This is a genomic window from Polyangiaceae bacterium (assembly GCA_016715885.1).
Taxonomy (GTDB): domain Bacteria; phylum Myxococcota_A; class Polyangia; order Polyangiales; family Polyangiaceae; genus Polyangium.
Window position 1 is genome coordinate 201,812 of the sequence record JADJXL010000026.1, and the last position, 15,497, is coordinate 217,308.

Here is a 15,497-nt window from a genome sequence, read left to right on the forward strand (position 1 = left end):
TTGCGTCATGCCCTACTCGAGCATTTACCAATCACCGTGGCACAATCCGGGGCTACTGCTGCTCGGAAACGTGCTTTTTGTATTGAATTTGGTTTTTCGTAAAGGCGGCGATGCCTTCTTACGAAAACTTCTTTTTGCCTATGCGTTTCTCGCCATGGCCGATTGCATCATCACGGGTGGGCTCTCGCCCTTGTCCGCGTCGATGCTCTCCATCGTGCCGTTTCCATTCATCATCCTTGGCGACACGCGGTTTTTCTTTCTCGTGGAGAGGTATTCGCGACCATTCTCGAGCCAACGCACGATTTCCCGAGTTTTCGGTAAAACCTTTTTGGTGAGCCTGATCGTTCCGGCAACGTCGTATTTTGCGCAGCAAGGCTTTTTTCCGAAAGCCGATGTGCGCTGGATGTTTTTGCTGTACGAATCGCTGTTCATCGTGGTCGCATCCGTATTCGCCTGGCGCGTGCTTCCGCCGAGTGACGCATCCAAAGAGCAAAAACGATGGTTACGCGGCATCGTCCTCTTCGAGCTGGTCTTTTATGCACTTTGGGCTACGGCGGACGTCGTGATTCTCAGCGGACATGATTGGGGGCACCTTTTGCGCATCGTTCCGAATGTGCTCTATTACGTGGGATTCGTGTGGTTCGTCGCGCTCACGGCTCCCAAGGAACTGCGGCCATGAAATGTCGCGTATCGGCGGCTCTTTTGTGCATGATGCTCGGTGTTTTCGCGCCGAGTTGTCAGCATAAAACGGAAACGACGCGAATCAGCGCAGAACAACAGCGCTCGTCGATACTCACATTCAAACGCGAAGGGAATGAAATCGGGCGGTCGTCACTTTTCGAGCTGCTCGAACGTTTCCCTCCAGTGGTCGTCGAAGGATTCGATCCGTATTACCAAAACGTGCGGCGTTTTCGCGCATTGCCCATCGAAGGCATTCTCACGAAGGCGTACGCAGCAGACGTTGCATCGTTACGCACGCACCATTGGCTGCTGCGAGCGGCGGATGGGTATACCGTACCGCTATCGGGAGAACGGCTTTTGGAAGGGGGAGCGTGCATTGCGTTCGAGGATTTGGACAAACCGAGCGGGTGGGATCCGATTGGTCCGCAACAGGCGAATCCGGGTCCGTTTTACCTGGTCTGGAGCAAACCAACGCAAACGTCGCTGGATACGCATCCAAGGCCGTGGCAATTGGCGTCGTTCGACATCGTTTCGTTCGAGACGGCGTTTCCGCATACCGATCCGAAGGTTGCGAAAGACGATCCGGCAGCGCACGGGTATGGCATTTTCAAGACGTATTGCATTCGTTGTCATGCCATCAATCGCGAAGGCGGGCGCGTGGGTCCGGAGCTGAACGTGCCGAAGAGCATCGTCGAATATCGTCCGGAAGAACAGATACGCGAATACATCCTCAATCCCGCTACGTTTCGTTATGGCAACATGCCGGCGCATTTGCAGCTCACGAAAACGGATCTCGATGGTCTCATTGCCTATTTCCGCGTCATGCAAGCGCATAAACACGATCCCGATGCACAGAAAAACGGGGGTGCCCATTGACGCATGAATCCGTGGCGCTTTTGGAGCGTCGGTGTTTCGCGGTGCCCGAGCTCGTGCGTGGACTGGACGTGGATAGGTTGCGTCCGGTCGCGACGACTTTGCAGTATGCGAGCACCATCTGCGTCACTGGCATTGGTGCATCCGAAGGGCCGGCCAGGCTTTTGGCGTCGCGTTTGTCGGGACCGCATCGACAAGCCCAGTTCATTCCGCTTTCGGGCCTATTGGCGGGGGATCATCGAGCGATGACGGAGGGGCGCCACGCTTCGCGGCTGGTCGTTTTTTCGCAAGCGCTTTCGCCGAATGCGCAAATGGCACTCGAAGCAGGCGAAGATTTCACGACGACCATTCTCGTATGTGGTCCGGATGTGCCCATCGAGGAAAAGCCTCCATCGCGAGGTCTTCAGCGATTGATGGTGATACGACATCCGCCGGAAGGGGAAGCGGGGTTTTTGTTGCGCGTGACGGGGCCGGCTGTCGCATCCGCCGTGGCGCTGGCGCTGGCGACGCTTTCTACGACGGAGCAGAGGCCCGCAGAGATTGGCGAGCACTTGAAAAAGTGCGCAGACGCGATGGAAAGGCGACTCGGAAGGCCCATACGCGATGTGGACTTGATCGAGCGACCGCCGGCGTTTTTGGTGTATGGGCTGGACGGCGCCGAGCTGAGTCATCTATTGCGCTGGACGCTGCTCGAATGCCTCGACATGCACGACCCATCGGTATGGGATGTGTTGTCGTTTGCCCACGGACCGTTTCAAAGTATTTTTGACGGTTCTCGCACATTGATCCTTCCGCGGGCGGCAAACGATGCGGCGATCGAAACGTTGCGCGGAAGGCTCGTCGATATGCTGCGCCAAACTCGGCACTCGTTGATGGACGTATCGTCGGAGTTGCCGCGCCCCTGGAGCACGCTCGAGCATTTGGCGGCGGTGCATGCGCTGGTGATGGAGCATTTGCGGAAGCATCCGCGGGATTTGGGCACGTGGCCGGGAAAAGGATGCGATGGGCCGCTGTATGGGCTTGACCGGCTCCCTTGAGCCCGCACGAGCTGCAAACGTGTTCGAACAGGGGGTTCCCACGAGGGCCTGAAGGTGCTAGAGCGAACGGCGATGATCACGAGGCTGTACGCCAGCAACTACAAGAGCATCGGTGAGGGGCTCGACCTTCGGTTGGGACCGCTTACCGTGCTGGTGGGGCCGAATGGATCGGGCAAAAGCAACATCATCGATGTGCTGCGGTTTTTGCACGAATGCGTAAACAATTCTTTGTCGGATGCAGTTGCCAAACGGTTAGGAGTTCGGGGCCTATCTCGATGGAGTCCGGGCAAGCGTCACGAGATTGAGCTCGCCATCGAATGCGCGAACGATTCTGGATCGGGTTTCTGGGGCTTTTCATTTCGGGCGAATGAAGATGCAGATGAGCGCGATCCAGATGCAGAAATCTATTATTTGCGGCGAGAATTCGCCAGCTTTGTGCCTTCACCGGAGCCCGCCCAGGGTCCGCAACTCAACGATTTCTTGCGATCGAAGGACGGCAGTGATTTAGCGAATCGCTTCTTTTCCGCCAAAAAGTGGCAGAATTTTTATCACGCCCGCAGTGTAATTCGACCCCCAATGCGCGATCCATTTCTCGCCGCCAGCGCAGGCCTTGATCTCGTCCTTACCAGCGTTTCCACGATGAACGGTTTGTCCGCCGAACTCCAGCGCATTGCTGTTTATTCTCTCTTCCCCAACACGCTTCGTGCCGCCCAAAACCCGAATCCCGTCAAACCCATGATGTCGTCGGGCGACAATTGGGCATCCACGCTCAAAGCACTGAACAAAAGAGAATGGGGCGCCGAGCTTTCCGCGGCGCTGCATAAAATCACCGGCGATATCGACGACTATCGCGTCGTGCAAGCAGGCGGCTACGTCATTCCGGAATTTCGCCACGGCAAAGGACGTGGTGGGAAAGGCATTTGGCGGGGCGCAGCGCAAGAGTCGGATGGTACGCTGCGCATTGCCGCGATGCTGACGGCATTGTTTCAAGAACCTGCCCCGGCGCTCATTGGTTTCGAGGAACCCGAGCTTGCCGTGCATCCGGGTGCGCTGCCGATCCTCTACGACTATCTCGTCGAAGCATCCAAACGCAGCCAAATCGTCATTACGACCCACAGTCCCGAATTGATGGATTTATTCGATATCGATTGCATTCGCGTGGTGGAGCGGAAAAGTGGAGTCACCACTGTTGCCGCCGTCGAAGAACGCCAGCGGGAATTGGTGCGAAAACGCCTTTTCTCGACGAGTGAGCTGCTCCATGCCGAAGGGCTTCGTCCCGAAGGATCGGCAAGTGATGAATAAAGGGTTCATCATTGTCGAGGGACATGGCGAAATCGAGGCTGCTCGGATATTGGTCGATCGACTTTGGCGCGATTTGGGTCTCCCAACATTGCACTGGGAGAGACCGAAACGCGCATTCGATTCCTTGCACAAGCGAACCAGCATCGAACGCATGTGCGAACTTTTACGCAGCGAAAAGAAATGTTCGGCCGCGCTGATACTCAGAGATGCGGATGACGCGGACGATTGCCCCGCGACGAATGGCCCCTTGACCTCGAGCTGGATTGCCTCGTTGCATTTGCCGTTTCCCACCGCAGTGGTGCTCGCACGACGCGAATTCGAAGCGTGGTTCCTGCCGTGCGTGAAGAACATGGCTGGTAAGCGAATTCGAGATGGCTTGCAACTCAATCCGACGTGCACTGGGAGGGCGACGCCGAAGAGGTTCGTAATGCCAAAGGGTGGCTCACGGACAACTTGTATCCAAAGAACAAAGCGTACAAGGAATCTTTGGATCAGGTTGCGCTGACTCGAATGGTCGATTTTTCGAGGCTTCGCTCTGGTAACGTTCGGTCCTTCGGAACGCTCGAGCGCGCATTGAAGTTCCTCGGCTCGACGAGCAGTCCCGGCGTCTACCCGCCGGTTTCATTGGCACAAACCCAATCGATGAGCGCTCCGACGCGGAAAAAGTAGCACTCACGCGCCAACCGCCTTGCCAATCGCCTCACAAAGCGGCCGGATCTCCGCCGCTCGCAATTTGTACGCCGCACGATTCGCTATCAACATCGTGCTCACGTCGGCTACGTCCTCGATGACGTATAGGTCGTTCTCTTGCAACGTTTTTCCCGTCTCGACGACATCGACGATCAAGTCCGCCAAACCCACGAGCGGCGCGAGCTCGACCGAGCCGGATACCGGGATCACCTCCGCCTGAATCCCCTTTTTTGCAAAATGCGCTGCCGTCACGCTTGGATATTTCGTCGCGACGCGCGGCAAGTCCGGCGGGGTTTTCCCTCGAGGGCCCGCGACAGCGAGCCGACACACGCCAATCCGCAAATCGAGCGGCGTGTAGACGTCGGCTTTCTTTTCGAGCAGCGTGTCGCGACCCGCAATGCCCAAGTCCACCGCACCATATTCGACATACGTGGGCACGTCGTCGGGCTTCAGAAAAACGTACCGCATGGAACCATCGGCCGAATCCCGCACGAGACGCCGATCGTCGCATAGAAGAGGCGCAACATCGAGCCCCGCGCGCTCGAAAAGCGGCGCGAGCACCTTCAGAATGCGCCCCTTGGGCACCGCCATCGAAAGCGGCAAAACGCTCACCCAGCTTGCCCCTTGATACGCACGGTGTCGGCCCCGAGCGCCGCGAGTTTCCGCTCCATGTATTCATAGCCGCGATCGAGGTGATACACGCGAAGCACTTCGGTTTCGCCCTCGGTCGCGAGCATTCCTGCAATCACGAGCGACGCGCTGGCGCGCAAATCCGTCGCCATCACCTTCGCTCCAGACAATGGATTGCCCCCAATCACGTGCGCCGTGTGTCCATCGATGTCGATCGTTGCCCCCATGCGCCGCAATTCGGGCACGTGCATGAATCGATTCTCGAAAATGGTCTCGACGATGCGCGACGTTCCCTTGGCCAAACACATGAGGACCATGAACTGCGCTTGCATGTCCGTGGGAAACCCAGGATGCGGCGCCGTGAGCACGTCCACCGCCTTGAGCGGTTTGTCCGGGTCACGCTTGATGCGCACCGAGTCGCCTTCACGCCCCACCTCGACGCCTGTCGCACGAAGTTTGGCGACCACCACTTCGAGGTCTTCGAGCGGCGCGCCTTCGAGCAGCACGTCACCGCCCGCCGCGGCTGCTGCGACCATGTACGTGCCCGCTTCGATGCGGTCCGAGATGATCGCGTGATCGAACGGGTCGAGGTCATCGCGGCCTTCGATGTGGATGACGTCGGTGCCTGCGCCATCGACGCGCGCGCCCATCTTGTTCAAGACGCGTCCGAGCTCTTCGACCTCGGGCTCACGCGCGCAGTTGACGAGCGTGGAGCGACCTTTGGCGAGCGCGGCGGCCATCATGATGTTCTCGGTGCCGGTGACGGTGGGCATGTCGAAGACGACTTCGGCGCCCTTGAGACGCTGGCATTCGGCGTGGATGTAGCCCCCCGACAAACGGATGGTGGCGCCGAGCGCTTCGAGGCCTTTCAGGTGCTGATCGACGGGGCGCGAGCCGATTTGGCATCCCCCGGGCAAACTCACTTTGGCGCGCCCGTAACGTGCGACGAGAGGACCGAGCACCAGGACGCTGGCGCGCATCTGCTTGACGAGATCGTAGGGAGCTTCCGGGTTCGCTTCGCCGCCGCCGCGCACGCGTACGACGGGAGGATCGACGACGACGTGACGTCCGAGCACGCGCAGGAGCTCACCGGTCGTTTCGATGTCGCGCAGAGCGGGCACGTTGCGGAGGATGCTCTCGCCTTCGGAGAGGAGGGTGGCGCACAGGATGGGCAGCGCGGCATTCTTGGCGCCGCTGATGCGGATTTTGCCGGAGAGCGTTTTTCCGCCGCGAACTCGGATGACGTCCATGGCGCATCTCTTCGCACGGTTTCTGCGGAAAGGCGAACGTTTGGCGGAAGGAGCTTGGGAAAAGCGCGATCCATGTGCACGACGCGTTCTCGGCGTCCACGTCGAAAAACGGCCACGGGGTTCTTCCCGGTACAGCTTTTTCGGTATACAACATGCGTCTTCGTTCTTTTGCCTCGTGGTTTCACCGGTACTAACCTTCGCTGCTTACCATGCGTCAATTGCCTTCTTTCTTGCGAGTTTTGCTCGCAACTTCTGCGTTTGTCGTAGCGAACCCAGCGCGCGCCGTACCTCCGGAACCCGTCCCGTCGCTCGATCTGCGCGGCTTTCGCCCATCGACGGATCCTGCGGGAGGGCTGTTCATCGAGCCGGTTTCGACGCCCGCACACGGCGACGCCAACGTGGGTTTGTCACTGTCGTACGCGTACCTGCCCGTGCAGCTCGGCGAAATCTACACGGGTGAGAGGTTTCGCGTGATCACGCATCAGCTCACGGGTGATCTCGTGGGCAGCATCGGAGCTTTCGGGCGTTTGTCGCTGGGCGCCGACTTGCCGTTCATCATCGCGCAGACGGGCGATACGCCGACCGATCGCTCGGCGTACGCGCTTGGACCGACGAACATTCCGGAGCGCGCGTTCGGCGACGTCGCGTTCACGGCCAAGTTGGTCTTGGTCAAACCGACGGCGGGCAAGATGGGGGGGTTTGCCCTGGCGCTACACGATCGATTCACGGTGCCGACGGGCGATCGCGGGTCGTTTCTTGGCGAAGGTCACATCACCAACACGGCCAGGTTGTTGGCGGAGCTGCGTTTTTTGGTGCTCGGCGTGCACTTGGCTGGAGGCGTGAAGCTACGTGCAGAGTCGGAGCGCTTTGCTTGCGCGAACGTTCCGTTGGATCCCGAGGACGAGTGTCCGCAGCGTTTTGGTCACGAGCTTCCCTATTCGTTTGGTTTGTCTTTCCGACCTCAGGCGTTGGGCATCGATCCTCGCGGGCGCTGGACATTTTTGCTGGAAGGTCAGGGGCATTTCCCGCTTTATCCGATAGGACCCATTGGCACCGACCCTCAAATCAGGGCGCTCGAAATCGGCGCCGGAGCGCGTCTTGCGCTTGGAGATATGTATGTGACGGGAGGCATTTCGGGCGGCGTTTTTGGCGTTGGCTCGGGGCAGATGCGCGCGATGCTCACGCTTGGGTATGCCCCGCGCGTGCGGGACGAAGATGGTGATGGAGTGCCGGACGAAGATGATCAATGCCGTGAATTGCCCGAGGACAAGGACGGTTTTGAAGATCAGGATGGTTGTCCGGACGGGGACAACGACAATGACGGCGTGCCGGATGGCGAGGATCAGTGTCCGAAGCAGAAAGAGGATGAAGACGGGATTGACGACGACGACGGGTGCCCGGAGCGAGCGTGGGGGACGTGAATGCGCTCCCCGCAATCAAGAAGCTGCCCGCCTCCCGATTGCTGGTTGAATCGCTGCGTTGGTATTCGACCTCCACAACATGTCACTGCGTGATGCGGATACTCCCAAACCACGATGTCCACCAATGAGGCAGGGCCGGATCACGCACTGTGGCAACGGTCTTGGCGTGCGCAGGGGCAAGGGCGTCGCGTTCGACGAGCACCCGTAGAAATGCGTGCAATCCCATGATTCGTCCCACTTCACCCGGCAATTGTCGATAGAGCTTCGCATTGCCATGCACGGCCTTGTTGTCTTCGGTCACAAAAATCAAATCCAATCGATGCGATGCAACAGATATCGATGCCGCCTCACCATTGCCGACCGATGCTTTCAAAAGGGTGCGTATGGCATCTTCGTTAGTATTGGCGATAATTTCGATTACTTCGATCGCGCTTGCTCTCAATACTCGATCCGCCTCCTTCATCCAATTCGTCAGGGGATCAATATGCCTTCTTGGTTGCGTCAACTCGTCGAGCACGTCGTCGACGATCGCCATCGGAACCTGCGTGGCAGCCGACGCCAAGTCATCAAGACAACTGGCTCGCTGAAATGGAATAACCACATCGGAATCAAGGAGGTATCGAAACATACTCACACGTCGCAATTGATAGGCAATTCGTCCCAAACAGTTAGATTTAATAGTTCGCGTGCGCGTCGGACAGAGATCAAGCCCTGACGAAGAGCTTCGATGACACGTCGCGTGAGCAAGTCATGTACCCTTGGCATGGTCGATGGGCAGACCGTGCCTTTTGCAGCAGCTCGCCGTCGTGCTTCATCGATTAAAGCCTCTCGCTGAAAGTGCACGATGTACTCACGGTTTACTAAATGATTCACCGCAATTTCGATGGGGGTATCGAATTCGCGCCAGACGCGGTCGACCATATCGAGGGAACGTGACAGCGTCATTTCATAGCTCGGACGGCCCAAAACTCTTCGTAATCCTTCTGCCGGCATGAGCAGCTCGGCAGCAAACGCACGCGCACGCTGTTCAGCATGCAACATGCCTTTGCTTTCGTCATCGTATTCATCGACGATGAGATTGATTTTTTCATTCGATGAGTCGAACAAAATATGACCAAGCTCATGCGCAAGGTCGACGCGATCGGTTGTCGCATTCAACCGTCGCTTGCTCGCTGCATTGAGAATTGTTGCGGCCGCGCCCGTTTTGCTTTCTTTCAATGACAACGCATCGATCCGCCCGCTAGCGAGCTTTTCTATGCGCACAAGGATATGAAATTGCTCCTCCAGCAGCTCGATCATATCCCCTATGGCATCAGCCTCGTTTATGGCATCAGCCTCGTTGCTCAGCTCGCGACGCACCGTTTGGGCGAGACGATACCCGTCCTTCGATGCCTCTGGCGTCGGTTCCTCAGGTACAAAGCGTTCGCGAAGGCTGGCGCGCTTGCCAAGAATCGCGTTGACCTCAACGAGGGAGAGCGCCCGCTCGAACGCATTCATGATTTTCGGTTGGTCCTCGGTGTCGCGAAAATCTGCAAAGACCCCTTGGCGAAAGAACATCGTGAGGGTCGGCGTGCTCTCGATACGCCCCTGTCGCAGCGCGTGTGGATCGATGCCCAGAATGTTGGACACTCGATCGAGCGCAGCGGCAGTGATGTGCCCACTCCCGCTTTCGAAGGCAACCAACGTCGCCAGCGGCACGCGAGCCTGCTCCGCAACCTCCTCGCACGACAGTCGTACCGCTATCCGATGCGCCTGCAAAATTTGTCCAACGAGCTCTTTCATGTTTAGACCGCACGACCTAGGCGAAGGCATCCTACCAATTGCAACGGCGAGACGCAATTGCTTCCGGATCGTCGAACGTGTTCGCCACTGAGTGCACGGTGCACCATTGTCGCGTCGGCGCTCAATCCAAAAGTGCGTTCGTCGGCATGACACATGCGTCCGTGACAGCCCCACGGCTGTGCAATCGCGGGAGCGGCTCGTTTCCATGAACGAAACAATGCTCGTGTGGGGCATGGACACCGTGAATAGGCGAGCATGGTGACAGACGCCGTACTGCATGAAGAGTACGCAGGAATTACGGGCCGATGCAAAACCATCAAGGCACGATCGGTAACCTGACCGCTTTCTTTTTCGGCCGCGGCGCGTCTTTCTCGTGACTGACCCGCTCGGCCGCTGCCAATTCGTGCTCGACCACCGTGAGCGGATTGTCGAACGCAGGCAATGGCAAATCCTTGTTCTTCGCGTACACCGGATGCCTACCGTGCGTGCGATACCATTCGGCCACCGTGGCATTGGCTTTGATTTTCTCGAGCACGTTGCGCCATCCGACACCCGTGTTGTAGGCGCAAAAGCTGATTTCCCCCATTTGCGTGCCGTACGGGATGATGCACATCTCCGTGCGCCGGAAATCGTAATTGAACAAATCCTGAAACCACATGCCCGCGACGAAGAGCACGCGCCATTCGTAGTTTTTCGCGTCCGCTTCGCCCGCGTGCGCTGCGCCCGTCTGGCTCATGAATTGCCGCAATAGCGTCGATATGTCGAGGCCCTTCGGGGCTTTTTCCGGCTTGTAATGCCGCAAAATGCTCGCCACGACCTGCGCCTTCGTCCACGCTCGGCTCCGCCCAGCATCGAATATCGTGCGGAAGTCCCGCAAAATTCCCTCCATGTCGAGGAAATCCAAGAGCGGAACCATTTGCTTCGTCCTCTTGTTGACGAAAAGAACCGTGCCGATGCCACAATTCGGATGACACCCGCAATTGAGCTGTCCGAAGTCCTTGTCGGGTCCGTCCATCAGATCGACGACATCACCAAAGGGCGAAAGTGCCGAGAGCGGGAACCAATCACGCAAGGGATTCGTCACACCCGTCTGCTCGGCCACGTCGTGCGCCAAATGGCTCAACGTGTAACGCTGCTGCTCGCGCATTTCGTCGGAAATGTCTTCGTCACGCCCGGTAAAACTCACCGGCTGAAAACTGACGACCGTCACCTTGTCCGCGTTTTGAATGGCAAACTCGATGATCGGACCAATCATGTCATTGTTGATGCCATTGACCACCGTCACGACCAAGATGACGTCGATGCCGGCGGCCGCGAGCTCTTCGATGGCCCGCAATTTCACGTCGTAAAGATTGGCAATCTTGCGATGCGCGTTCGCTTCGTTCGTGACGCCGTCGAATTGCAGGTACGCCATGCGCAAGCCTGCCTCTTTGCACTTTTTGGCAAACCCCGGCTCCTGCGCAAAGCGAAGCCCGTTCGTCGCGCATTGCACCGCAAAGTATCCCTTTTTACGGGCATACTTGATCGCATCGATGAAATGCGGTGAAAGCGTCGGCTCCCCGCCCGAAAACTGAATCGACATCTGCCGCTTCGGCCGCACGTTCACGGCATCGTCCAAGATGCGCTGGATGTCCTCCCACGACAATTCGTGGACATATCCCACCTGATTGGCATCCATGAAGCACGGGTCGCACATCATGTTGCAACGATTCGTCAAGTCCACCGTGAGCACCGCGCCGCGCCCATAACGAATGCTGCTCGAACCATGCTGGTGCAACGCATCCGGCGTCATCGCCACGTCGCGCCCCTGAAAAAGACCCTCGATGCGCTGAAGAAATCGCGGATCGATCGAAATCACGTCACTGACGGGACCATGCTTCGGACACGTCTTCTCCATCCGAATCTGACCGTCTTTTTCGACGATACGCGCCTTGATTTCACCAGGTTTGTCGGAGATGAGCTTCGTCCAGTCCGCATCGCCTCGCAAAATCTCCGCCCGAGCCTCTTTGACGCACGTCGGACACAAGCTGTCGGTCTCTCGCGGCCACCCAAGCGGCGGCTTCGATCGCTCCTTGCCTCGCGGTATGGGCTTGTCACTCCATTTGGGCGCAAATGCAGCCGGCCGTGGACCAAGCTCGCTGAGCTCTCGCATGAGCGGCCACACGACATTCGCCGAAACGGTAATCAACTTCTCCAAATTCCGCACGAAAAGCATGTTCCTCCTCAAAAGATACGACCAAGCAGCTCACGTAACGTAGGTGATTCCAGAGGGTGTCCGCCAGGAATTTCGTCCGCCATGCACCTTCGAAACGACTCGCGTGACAGCATAGCCGACCGTCGATAATGTGGCGCAGTGCGCCGGTTCATCTCATCCATCGCGACACTCGCGGCCGGAGCCGTGCTTTTTTGCAGCTCGCCGGCGCCCGCGCAAATCGCCATCGGTACGATCCGTGAACCTCGCGACCGGAACGACGATGCACGCTCGACGCCACCACGGACTTCGCTGCGCGGTCTGCTTGGCGTGCCCGTTGCCGAACGATTGCTCACATCGAGCTCGCAGGAGGATCGACTACGAGGCGTCGTGAGGCTCGGAGCGATCGGTACGCCCGAAGCCATCGATGCGCTGACGAGTGCTCTGGAGCAATCGACGATCGTCATGCGTGATCCACGTGCGCGGCTCGAAGCCATCCGCGCGCTCGCGCCGCACGCGACGCGAGAAAACGTGAGACTACTGTTGATCCGCGAGCTGTCCGACGGGCCCGATGGTCGCGCGAGCTCGTCGCCGCTGTCGAGCCTCACGCGAGGCGCAGCGGCGCTCGCGCTTGCTCGTGGTGGCGAAAAAAAAGCTCTCACTGCGCTGATGAGTGCCGTTCTTCACGGCGGAGGCGGCTCGGAAGCGGCCACGACGGCGCTCGTCGAACACCCACCATCGTCGCTGTCGCCGCTGCTCGAAGGACGGCGTCGCATCGAGCCACAGATCGCGAATTTGCTCGCCACGATGGGCGACTTGCGAGGCCAAGAAAAGCTGCGTTTGGCGCTTGCAGAAACCGATCCTGCGGTTCAAGCGGCGGCAGCGCTCGCGCTCGTGAGGCTCGGTGATTCGACGCCCGCAACGCTCGCACGAGCATGGGTGAAGTCGCAGGACAATCGGCAACGTCGAGCGGGTGCCGAGGTGCTCGCGAGGCTTGGCACGGACGACGCGGACGAGGCGATTGCCGCGCTGCTCGCGTCGAGTGGGACGCGAAGCGAAGGTGTGCGGCTCGCGCTGGCAGCGCCGCGCAAGGAGCTCGTCAAACCGCTTGCGAACGTGCTCGATTCGCTCGCGCGGGACGACCGAGACAAGGCGATCGCTGCGATCGGAAGAGCGGGCGGAGCGGAAGCGGTGGACGTGCTCGTGGCACAGTTCGACAAACCCGAGCTCGCGACGTCGGTTGCTTTTGCGCTGGCGCGTTTGCCTGGGAACGACGCGCGTATTGCGCTCGAGAAAGCGCTTGCGAGCGCGTCGGCAAAAACGGGTGCGCCGCGAAGGCTCGTCGTGCGAGCGTCGACGGTGCGAGCGCTGCTCTTGCGTGACGAACCGAAGGGGCTCGACGAAGCGCTGCGTGCGATGGCGGTGGAGAAAGCGCCGGAAGACCTTGCGGTCGGATATTTCGGGCTCGTTGCAACGGGGCGCCTCAGCGTGCGCGGCGCGCTCGATCAAGCCAACAAGAGCATGAGCGCGGTTCCTTTGGAAGCGGTTCTCGCTGCCATCGCGCGTGCTTCGCTCACGAGAGGCCCCGAAGATCTGTCGGCGTTCACGGAGGCATTGAACACCGCATGCAGTGGACTCGGGTTGATGCCGATGGTCGCGCATTCGGCGGGCATCGCGCTTCTCGCGGACACGCAGGGCGAGGGTTTGCCCACGAAGACGCTTGCACGCTTGGCCGAAGAGGGCGGGCCGATCGCACCGCTTGCGGCGCGCGCACTGCCGAGTCGCGACAGTGAAGCCGTACGCAGTCGCATCGAGCGACTCTTGGAAGGCACCGATCCGGTGATTCGAGCGCACACGGCGCTGGGCCTTGCAGCCGACAAAGAGCCCGACGCCGTCTCGCTGCTCGCACGGGCGTATCGTTTCGAGGAAGACGCGTCGGTGCGTCGCGCCATCGTTCGCGCGCTGTCAGCACGTACCGAAAAGCAACGCATCGGCACGCTCGAGCTTGCCCGCGACCTCGATCCGGACGACGCCGTTCGCGCGCTCGCTCGCGCGGCGCTCGCAGGACGTTCGCTGCTTCCGCCCGTCACCGATCCTGCGGGCACGGTCGTCTGGGTGTCGCTCGTTGCGAACGCTCCATCGGCGGTTTCGTCCATTGCCGGGCGAGCGGCGCGGTTTGTCCGGCCAGACGGGCTGGCCATCCCGGTGGTTGCGGATCCCGATGGAGTGCTCATCGTTCCGGGCGTGCCGGAGGGTCGTGCTGGGCTCACACTTGCGCCCGAGGCCGTCTCGGGGGACGCTCCGTCCCCATGAGCAACGAGGCAGTTTCGAGCGCAGCGGCAGGTGCCGCGGGACAAGCCCTTTCGTTCGAGGAATCGACGCGTCGGCTCACTGCGATCGTCGAGCAGCTCGAGGGTGGGGAGCTTCCGCTCGAACGATCGCTCGAGCTTTTCGAGGAGGGCATTCGCCTTGCGCGAGCGGCCAAAGCGCGCCTCGATCGAGCCGAGCAACGTGTCGAGGAGCTCTTGCGGGTCGACCCCGAAGGCAAACCGGTCGTACGCAACTTCGAGGGGTGAAACGGGGGTACGAGCATGCGAACGGCGGCGGCGCTCATCATTGGCAACGAGCTGCTCAGCGGCAAAATCGCCGACTCCAACATCGTCGTGCTCGCGCGAGCACTGCGTTCGCTTGGAATCGTATTCCGGCGCGTCGTCATGGTGCTCGACGAGATCGACGTCATCGCGGACGAAGTTCGGACACTGTCGTCATCGCACGATTTTTTGTTCACGAGCGGCGGAGTTGGTCCAACGCACGACGACGTCACCATCGATGCCGTCGCCCGTTCGTTTGGCGTCGAAGCAATTTCGTCGCCAGCGATGGTGCAGATGCTTCGCGAATATTACGGAGATCGCCTGACGGAAGGGCATTTGCGCATGGCGCGTATTCCCGAAGGAGCGCGCCTCGCATCGAATCCGCACATGCCTTGGCCGGCGATCATCATGCACAACGTCTGGGTTTTGCCGGGCGTACCGGAGATTTTCCAAGCCAAAATGCCGCTCGTTCGCGAGCTCATTGGCTCGGACAAACCTTTCGTATCGTTTGCGGTCTACACGACGCTGGACGAAGGCACCCTGAAGCCGATGCTCGACGAGGTCGTACGAGATCATACGGATGTCGAAATCGGCTCGTATCCGCGGTGGGGTGGCAATGACTACCGAACGAAGCTCACGTTCGATGGCGTCGATGCGGAACGAGTGGGCCGGGCGCGTGATGCATTTGCGTCCAGTTTGCCCGCGGAATCGATTGTGAAGATTGACTAGATAGCGGGCCCAGGTCTGTACTCTCGCACCTCACACCCCCCGCGCGGGGTTGAAACCCCGCGCTACACGATAAAAAGTCCCTCACTACCGTTCGGGACTGGCGTTGTGCGATTTCGGATCATTATCGACAACCCCCAACGATTTCGCAGCAGACACCACTTCTCACGATGCAGCATGACGCTAGTCCGAGCGCGGTAGCGCGAGGACTTCTTGTAATGTAGCGCGGGGTTTTAACCCCGCGCGGGCGTGCGGTGACGCACTTTGGCTCGAGTTATGAGACGATCTCTTCAACCCGGGGCGGGGCGACAATTGCGTTATGT

General features: G+C 59.4%; 14 protein-coding genes. 9 read left to right on the forward strand and 5 right to left on the reverse strand.

Annotation, left to right across the window (positions count from 1 at the left end; all coding sequences use genetic code 11):
* Positions 1-7 precede the first annotated feature (7 nt).
* From IPM54_40675 to IPM54_40695, 5 genes are all read left to right on the forward strand, one after another.
* Positions 8-679, forward strand: a complete 672-nt coding sequence (locus tag IPM54_40675; GenBank protein ID MBK9266089.1) for a hypothetical protein — start codon at positions 8-10, stop codon at positions 677-679.
* Positions 676-1,557, forward strand: a complete 882-nt coding sequence (locus IPM54_40680; GenBank protein MBK9266090.1) for a cytochrome c — start codon at positions 676-678, stop codon at positions 1,555-1,557. Before IPM54_40675 ends, IPM54_40680 begins: the two co-directional genes overlap by 4 nt.
* The gene (locus IPM54_40685) at positions 1,554-2,591 is read left to right on the forward strand and encodes a hypothetical protein (protein ID MBK9266091.1); all 1,038 of its coding nucleotides are present in this window, start codon (positions 1,554-1,556) and stop codon (positions 2,589-2,591) included. Before IPM54_40680 ends, IPM54_40685 begins: the two co-directional genes overlap by 4 nt.
* A gap of 72 nt (positions 2,592-2,663) precedes the next feature.
* Complete coding sequence (locus IPM54_40690; GenBank protein ID MBK9266092.1) at positions 2,664-3,893, forward strand: AAA family ATPase; 1,230 nt, start codon at positions 2,664-2,666, stop codon at positions 3,891-3,893.
* A gap of 393 nt (positions 3,894-4,286) precedes the next feature.
* A complete protein-coding gene (locus IPM54_40695; GenBank protein ID MBK9266093.1) occupies positions 4,287-4,562 on the forward strand; it encodes a hypothetical protein in 276 nt (91 codons plus the stop codon).
* A 3-nt stretch (positions 4,563-4,565) separates the two neighbouring features.
* Here the strand turns inward: IPM54_40695 and IPM54_40700 are convergent, their stop codons facing one another.
* Together IPM54_40700 and murA are read right to left on the reverse strand one after the other, a co-directional pair.
* Complete coding sequence (locus IPM54_40700) at positions 4,566-5,174, reverse strand: ATP phosphoribosyltransferase (GenBank protein ID MBK9266094.1); 609 nt, start codon at positions 5,172-5,174, stop codon at positions 4,566-4,568.
* Positions 5,175-5,191: 17 nt separating this feature from the next.
* A complete protein-coding gene (murA, locus tag IPM54_40705) occupies positions 5,192-6,463 on the reverse strand; it encodes a UDP-N-acetylglucosamine 1-carboxyvinyltransferase (GenBank protein ID MBK9266095.1) in 1,272 nt (423 codons plus the stop codon).
* A 209-nt stretch (positions 6,464-6,672) separates the two neighbouring features.
* On the opposite strand from murA, the gene IPM54_40710 reads away from it, so the two are divergent.
* On the forward strand, positions 6,673-7,884 hold the full coding sequence (locus IPM54_40710; GenBank protein MBK9266096.1) for a thrombospondin type 3 repeat-containing protein: 1,212 nt from the start codon (positions 6,673-6,675) through the stop codon (positions 7,882-7,884).
* 82 nt (positions 7,885-7,966) lie between these two features.
* Here the strand turns inward: IPM54_40710 and IPM54_40715 are convergent, their stop codons facing one another.
* The 3 genes from IPM54_40715 to IPM54_40725 form a co-directional block, all read right to left on the reverse strand.
* Entirely contained in the window at positions 7,967-8,419 is a 453-nt protein-coding gene (locus IPM54_40715; GenBank protein ID MBK9266097.1) for a hypothetical protein, read from the reverse strand.
* Positions 8,420-8,514: 95 nt separating this feature from the next.
* Positions 8,515-9,666, reverse strand: coding sequence for an ImmA/IrrE family metallo-endopeptidase (locus IPM54_40720; protein ID MBK9266098.1), 1,152 nt, complete (start codon positions 9,664-9,666; stop codon positions 8,515-8,517).
* Positions 9,667-9,982: 316 nt separating this feature from the next.
* Positions 9,983-11,881 carry a radical SAM protein gene (locus tag IPM54_40725; GenBank protein ID MBK9266099.1) on the reverse strand — a complete coding sequence of 633 codons (1,899 nt, stop codon included), beginning with the start codon at positions 11,879-11,881 and terminating at the stop codon, positions 9,983-9,985.
* A gap of 138 nt (positions 11,882-12,019) precedes the next feature.
* Here IPM54_40725 and IPM54_40730 point away from each other — a divergent pair, with 138 nt between their 5' ends.
* The 3 genes from IPM54_40730 to IPM54_40740 are packed head-to-tail and all read left to right on the forward strand — an operon-like array spanning position 12,020 to position 15,177.
* Positions 12,020-14,170, forward strand: a complete 2,151-nt coding sequence (locus IPM54_40730) for a HEAT repeat domain-containing protein (protein MBK9266100.1) — start codon at positions 12,020-12,022, stop codon at positions 14,168-14,170.
* Complete coding sequence (xseB, locus tag IPM54_40735) at positions 14,167-14,433, forward strand: exodeoxyribonuclease VII small subunit (protein MBK9266101.1); 267 nt, start codon at positions 14,167-14,169, stop codon at positions 14,431-14,433. The genes IPM54_40730 and xseB overlap by 4 nt, the downstream gene beginning before the upstream one ends.
* A gap of 15 nt (positions 14,434-14,448) precedes the next feature.
* Entirely contained in the window at positions 14,449-15,177 is a 729-nt protein-coding gene (locus IPM54_40740; GenBank protein ID MBK9266102.1) for a competence/damage-inducible protein A, read from the forward strand.
* Positions 15,178-15,497: the final 320 nt, after the last annotated feature.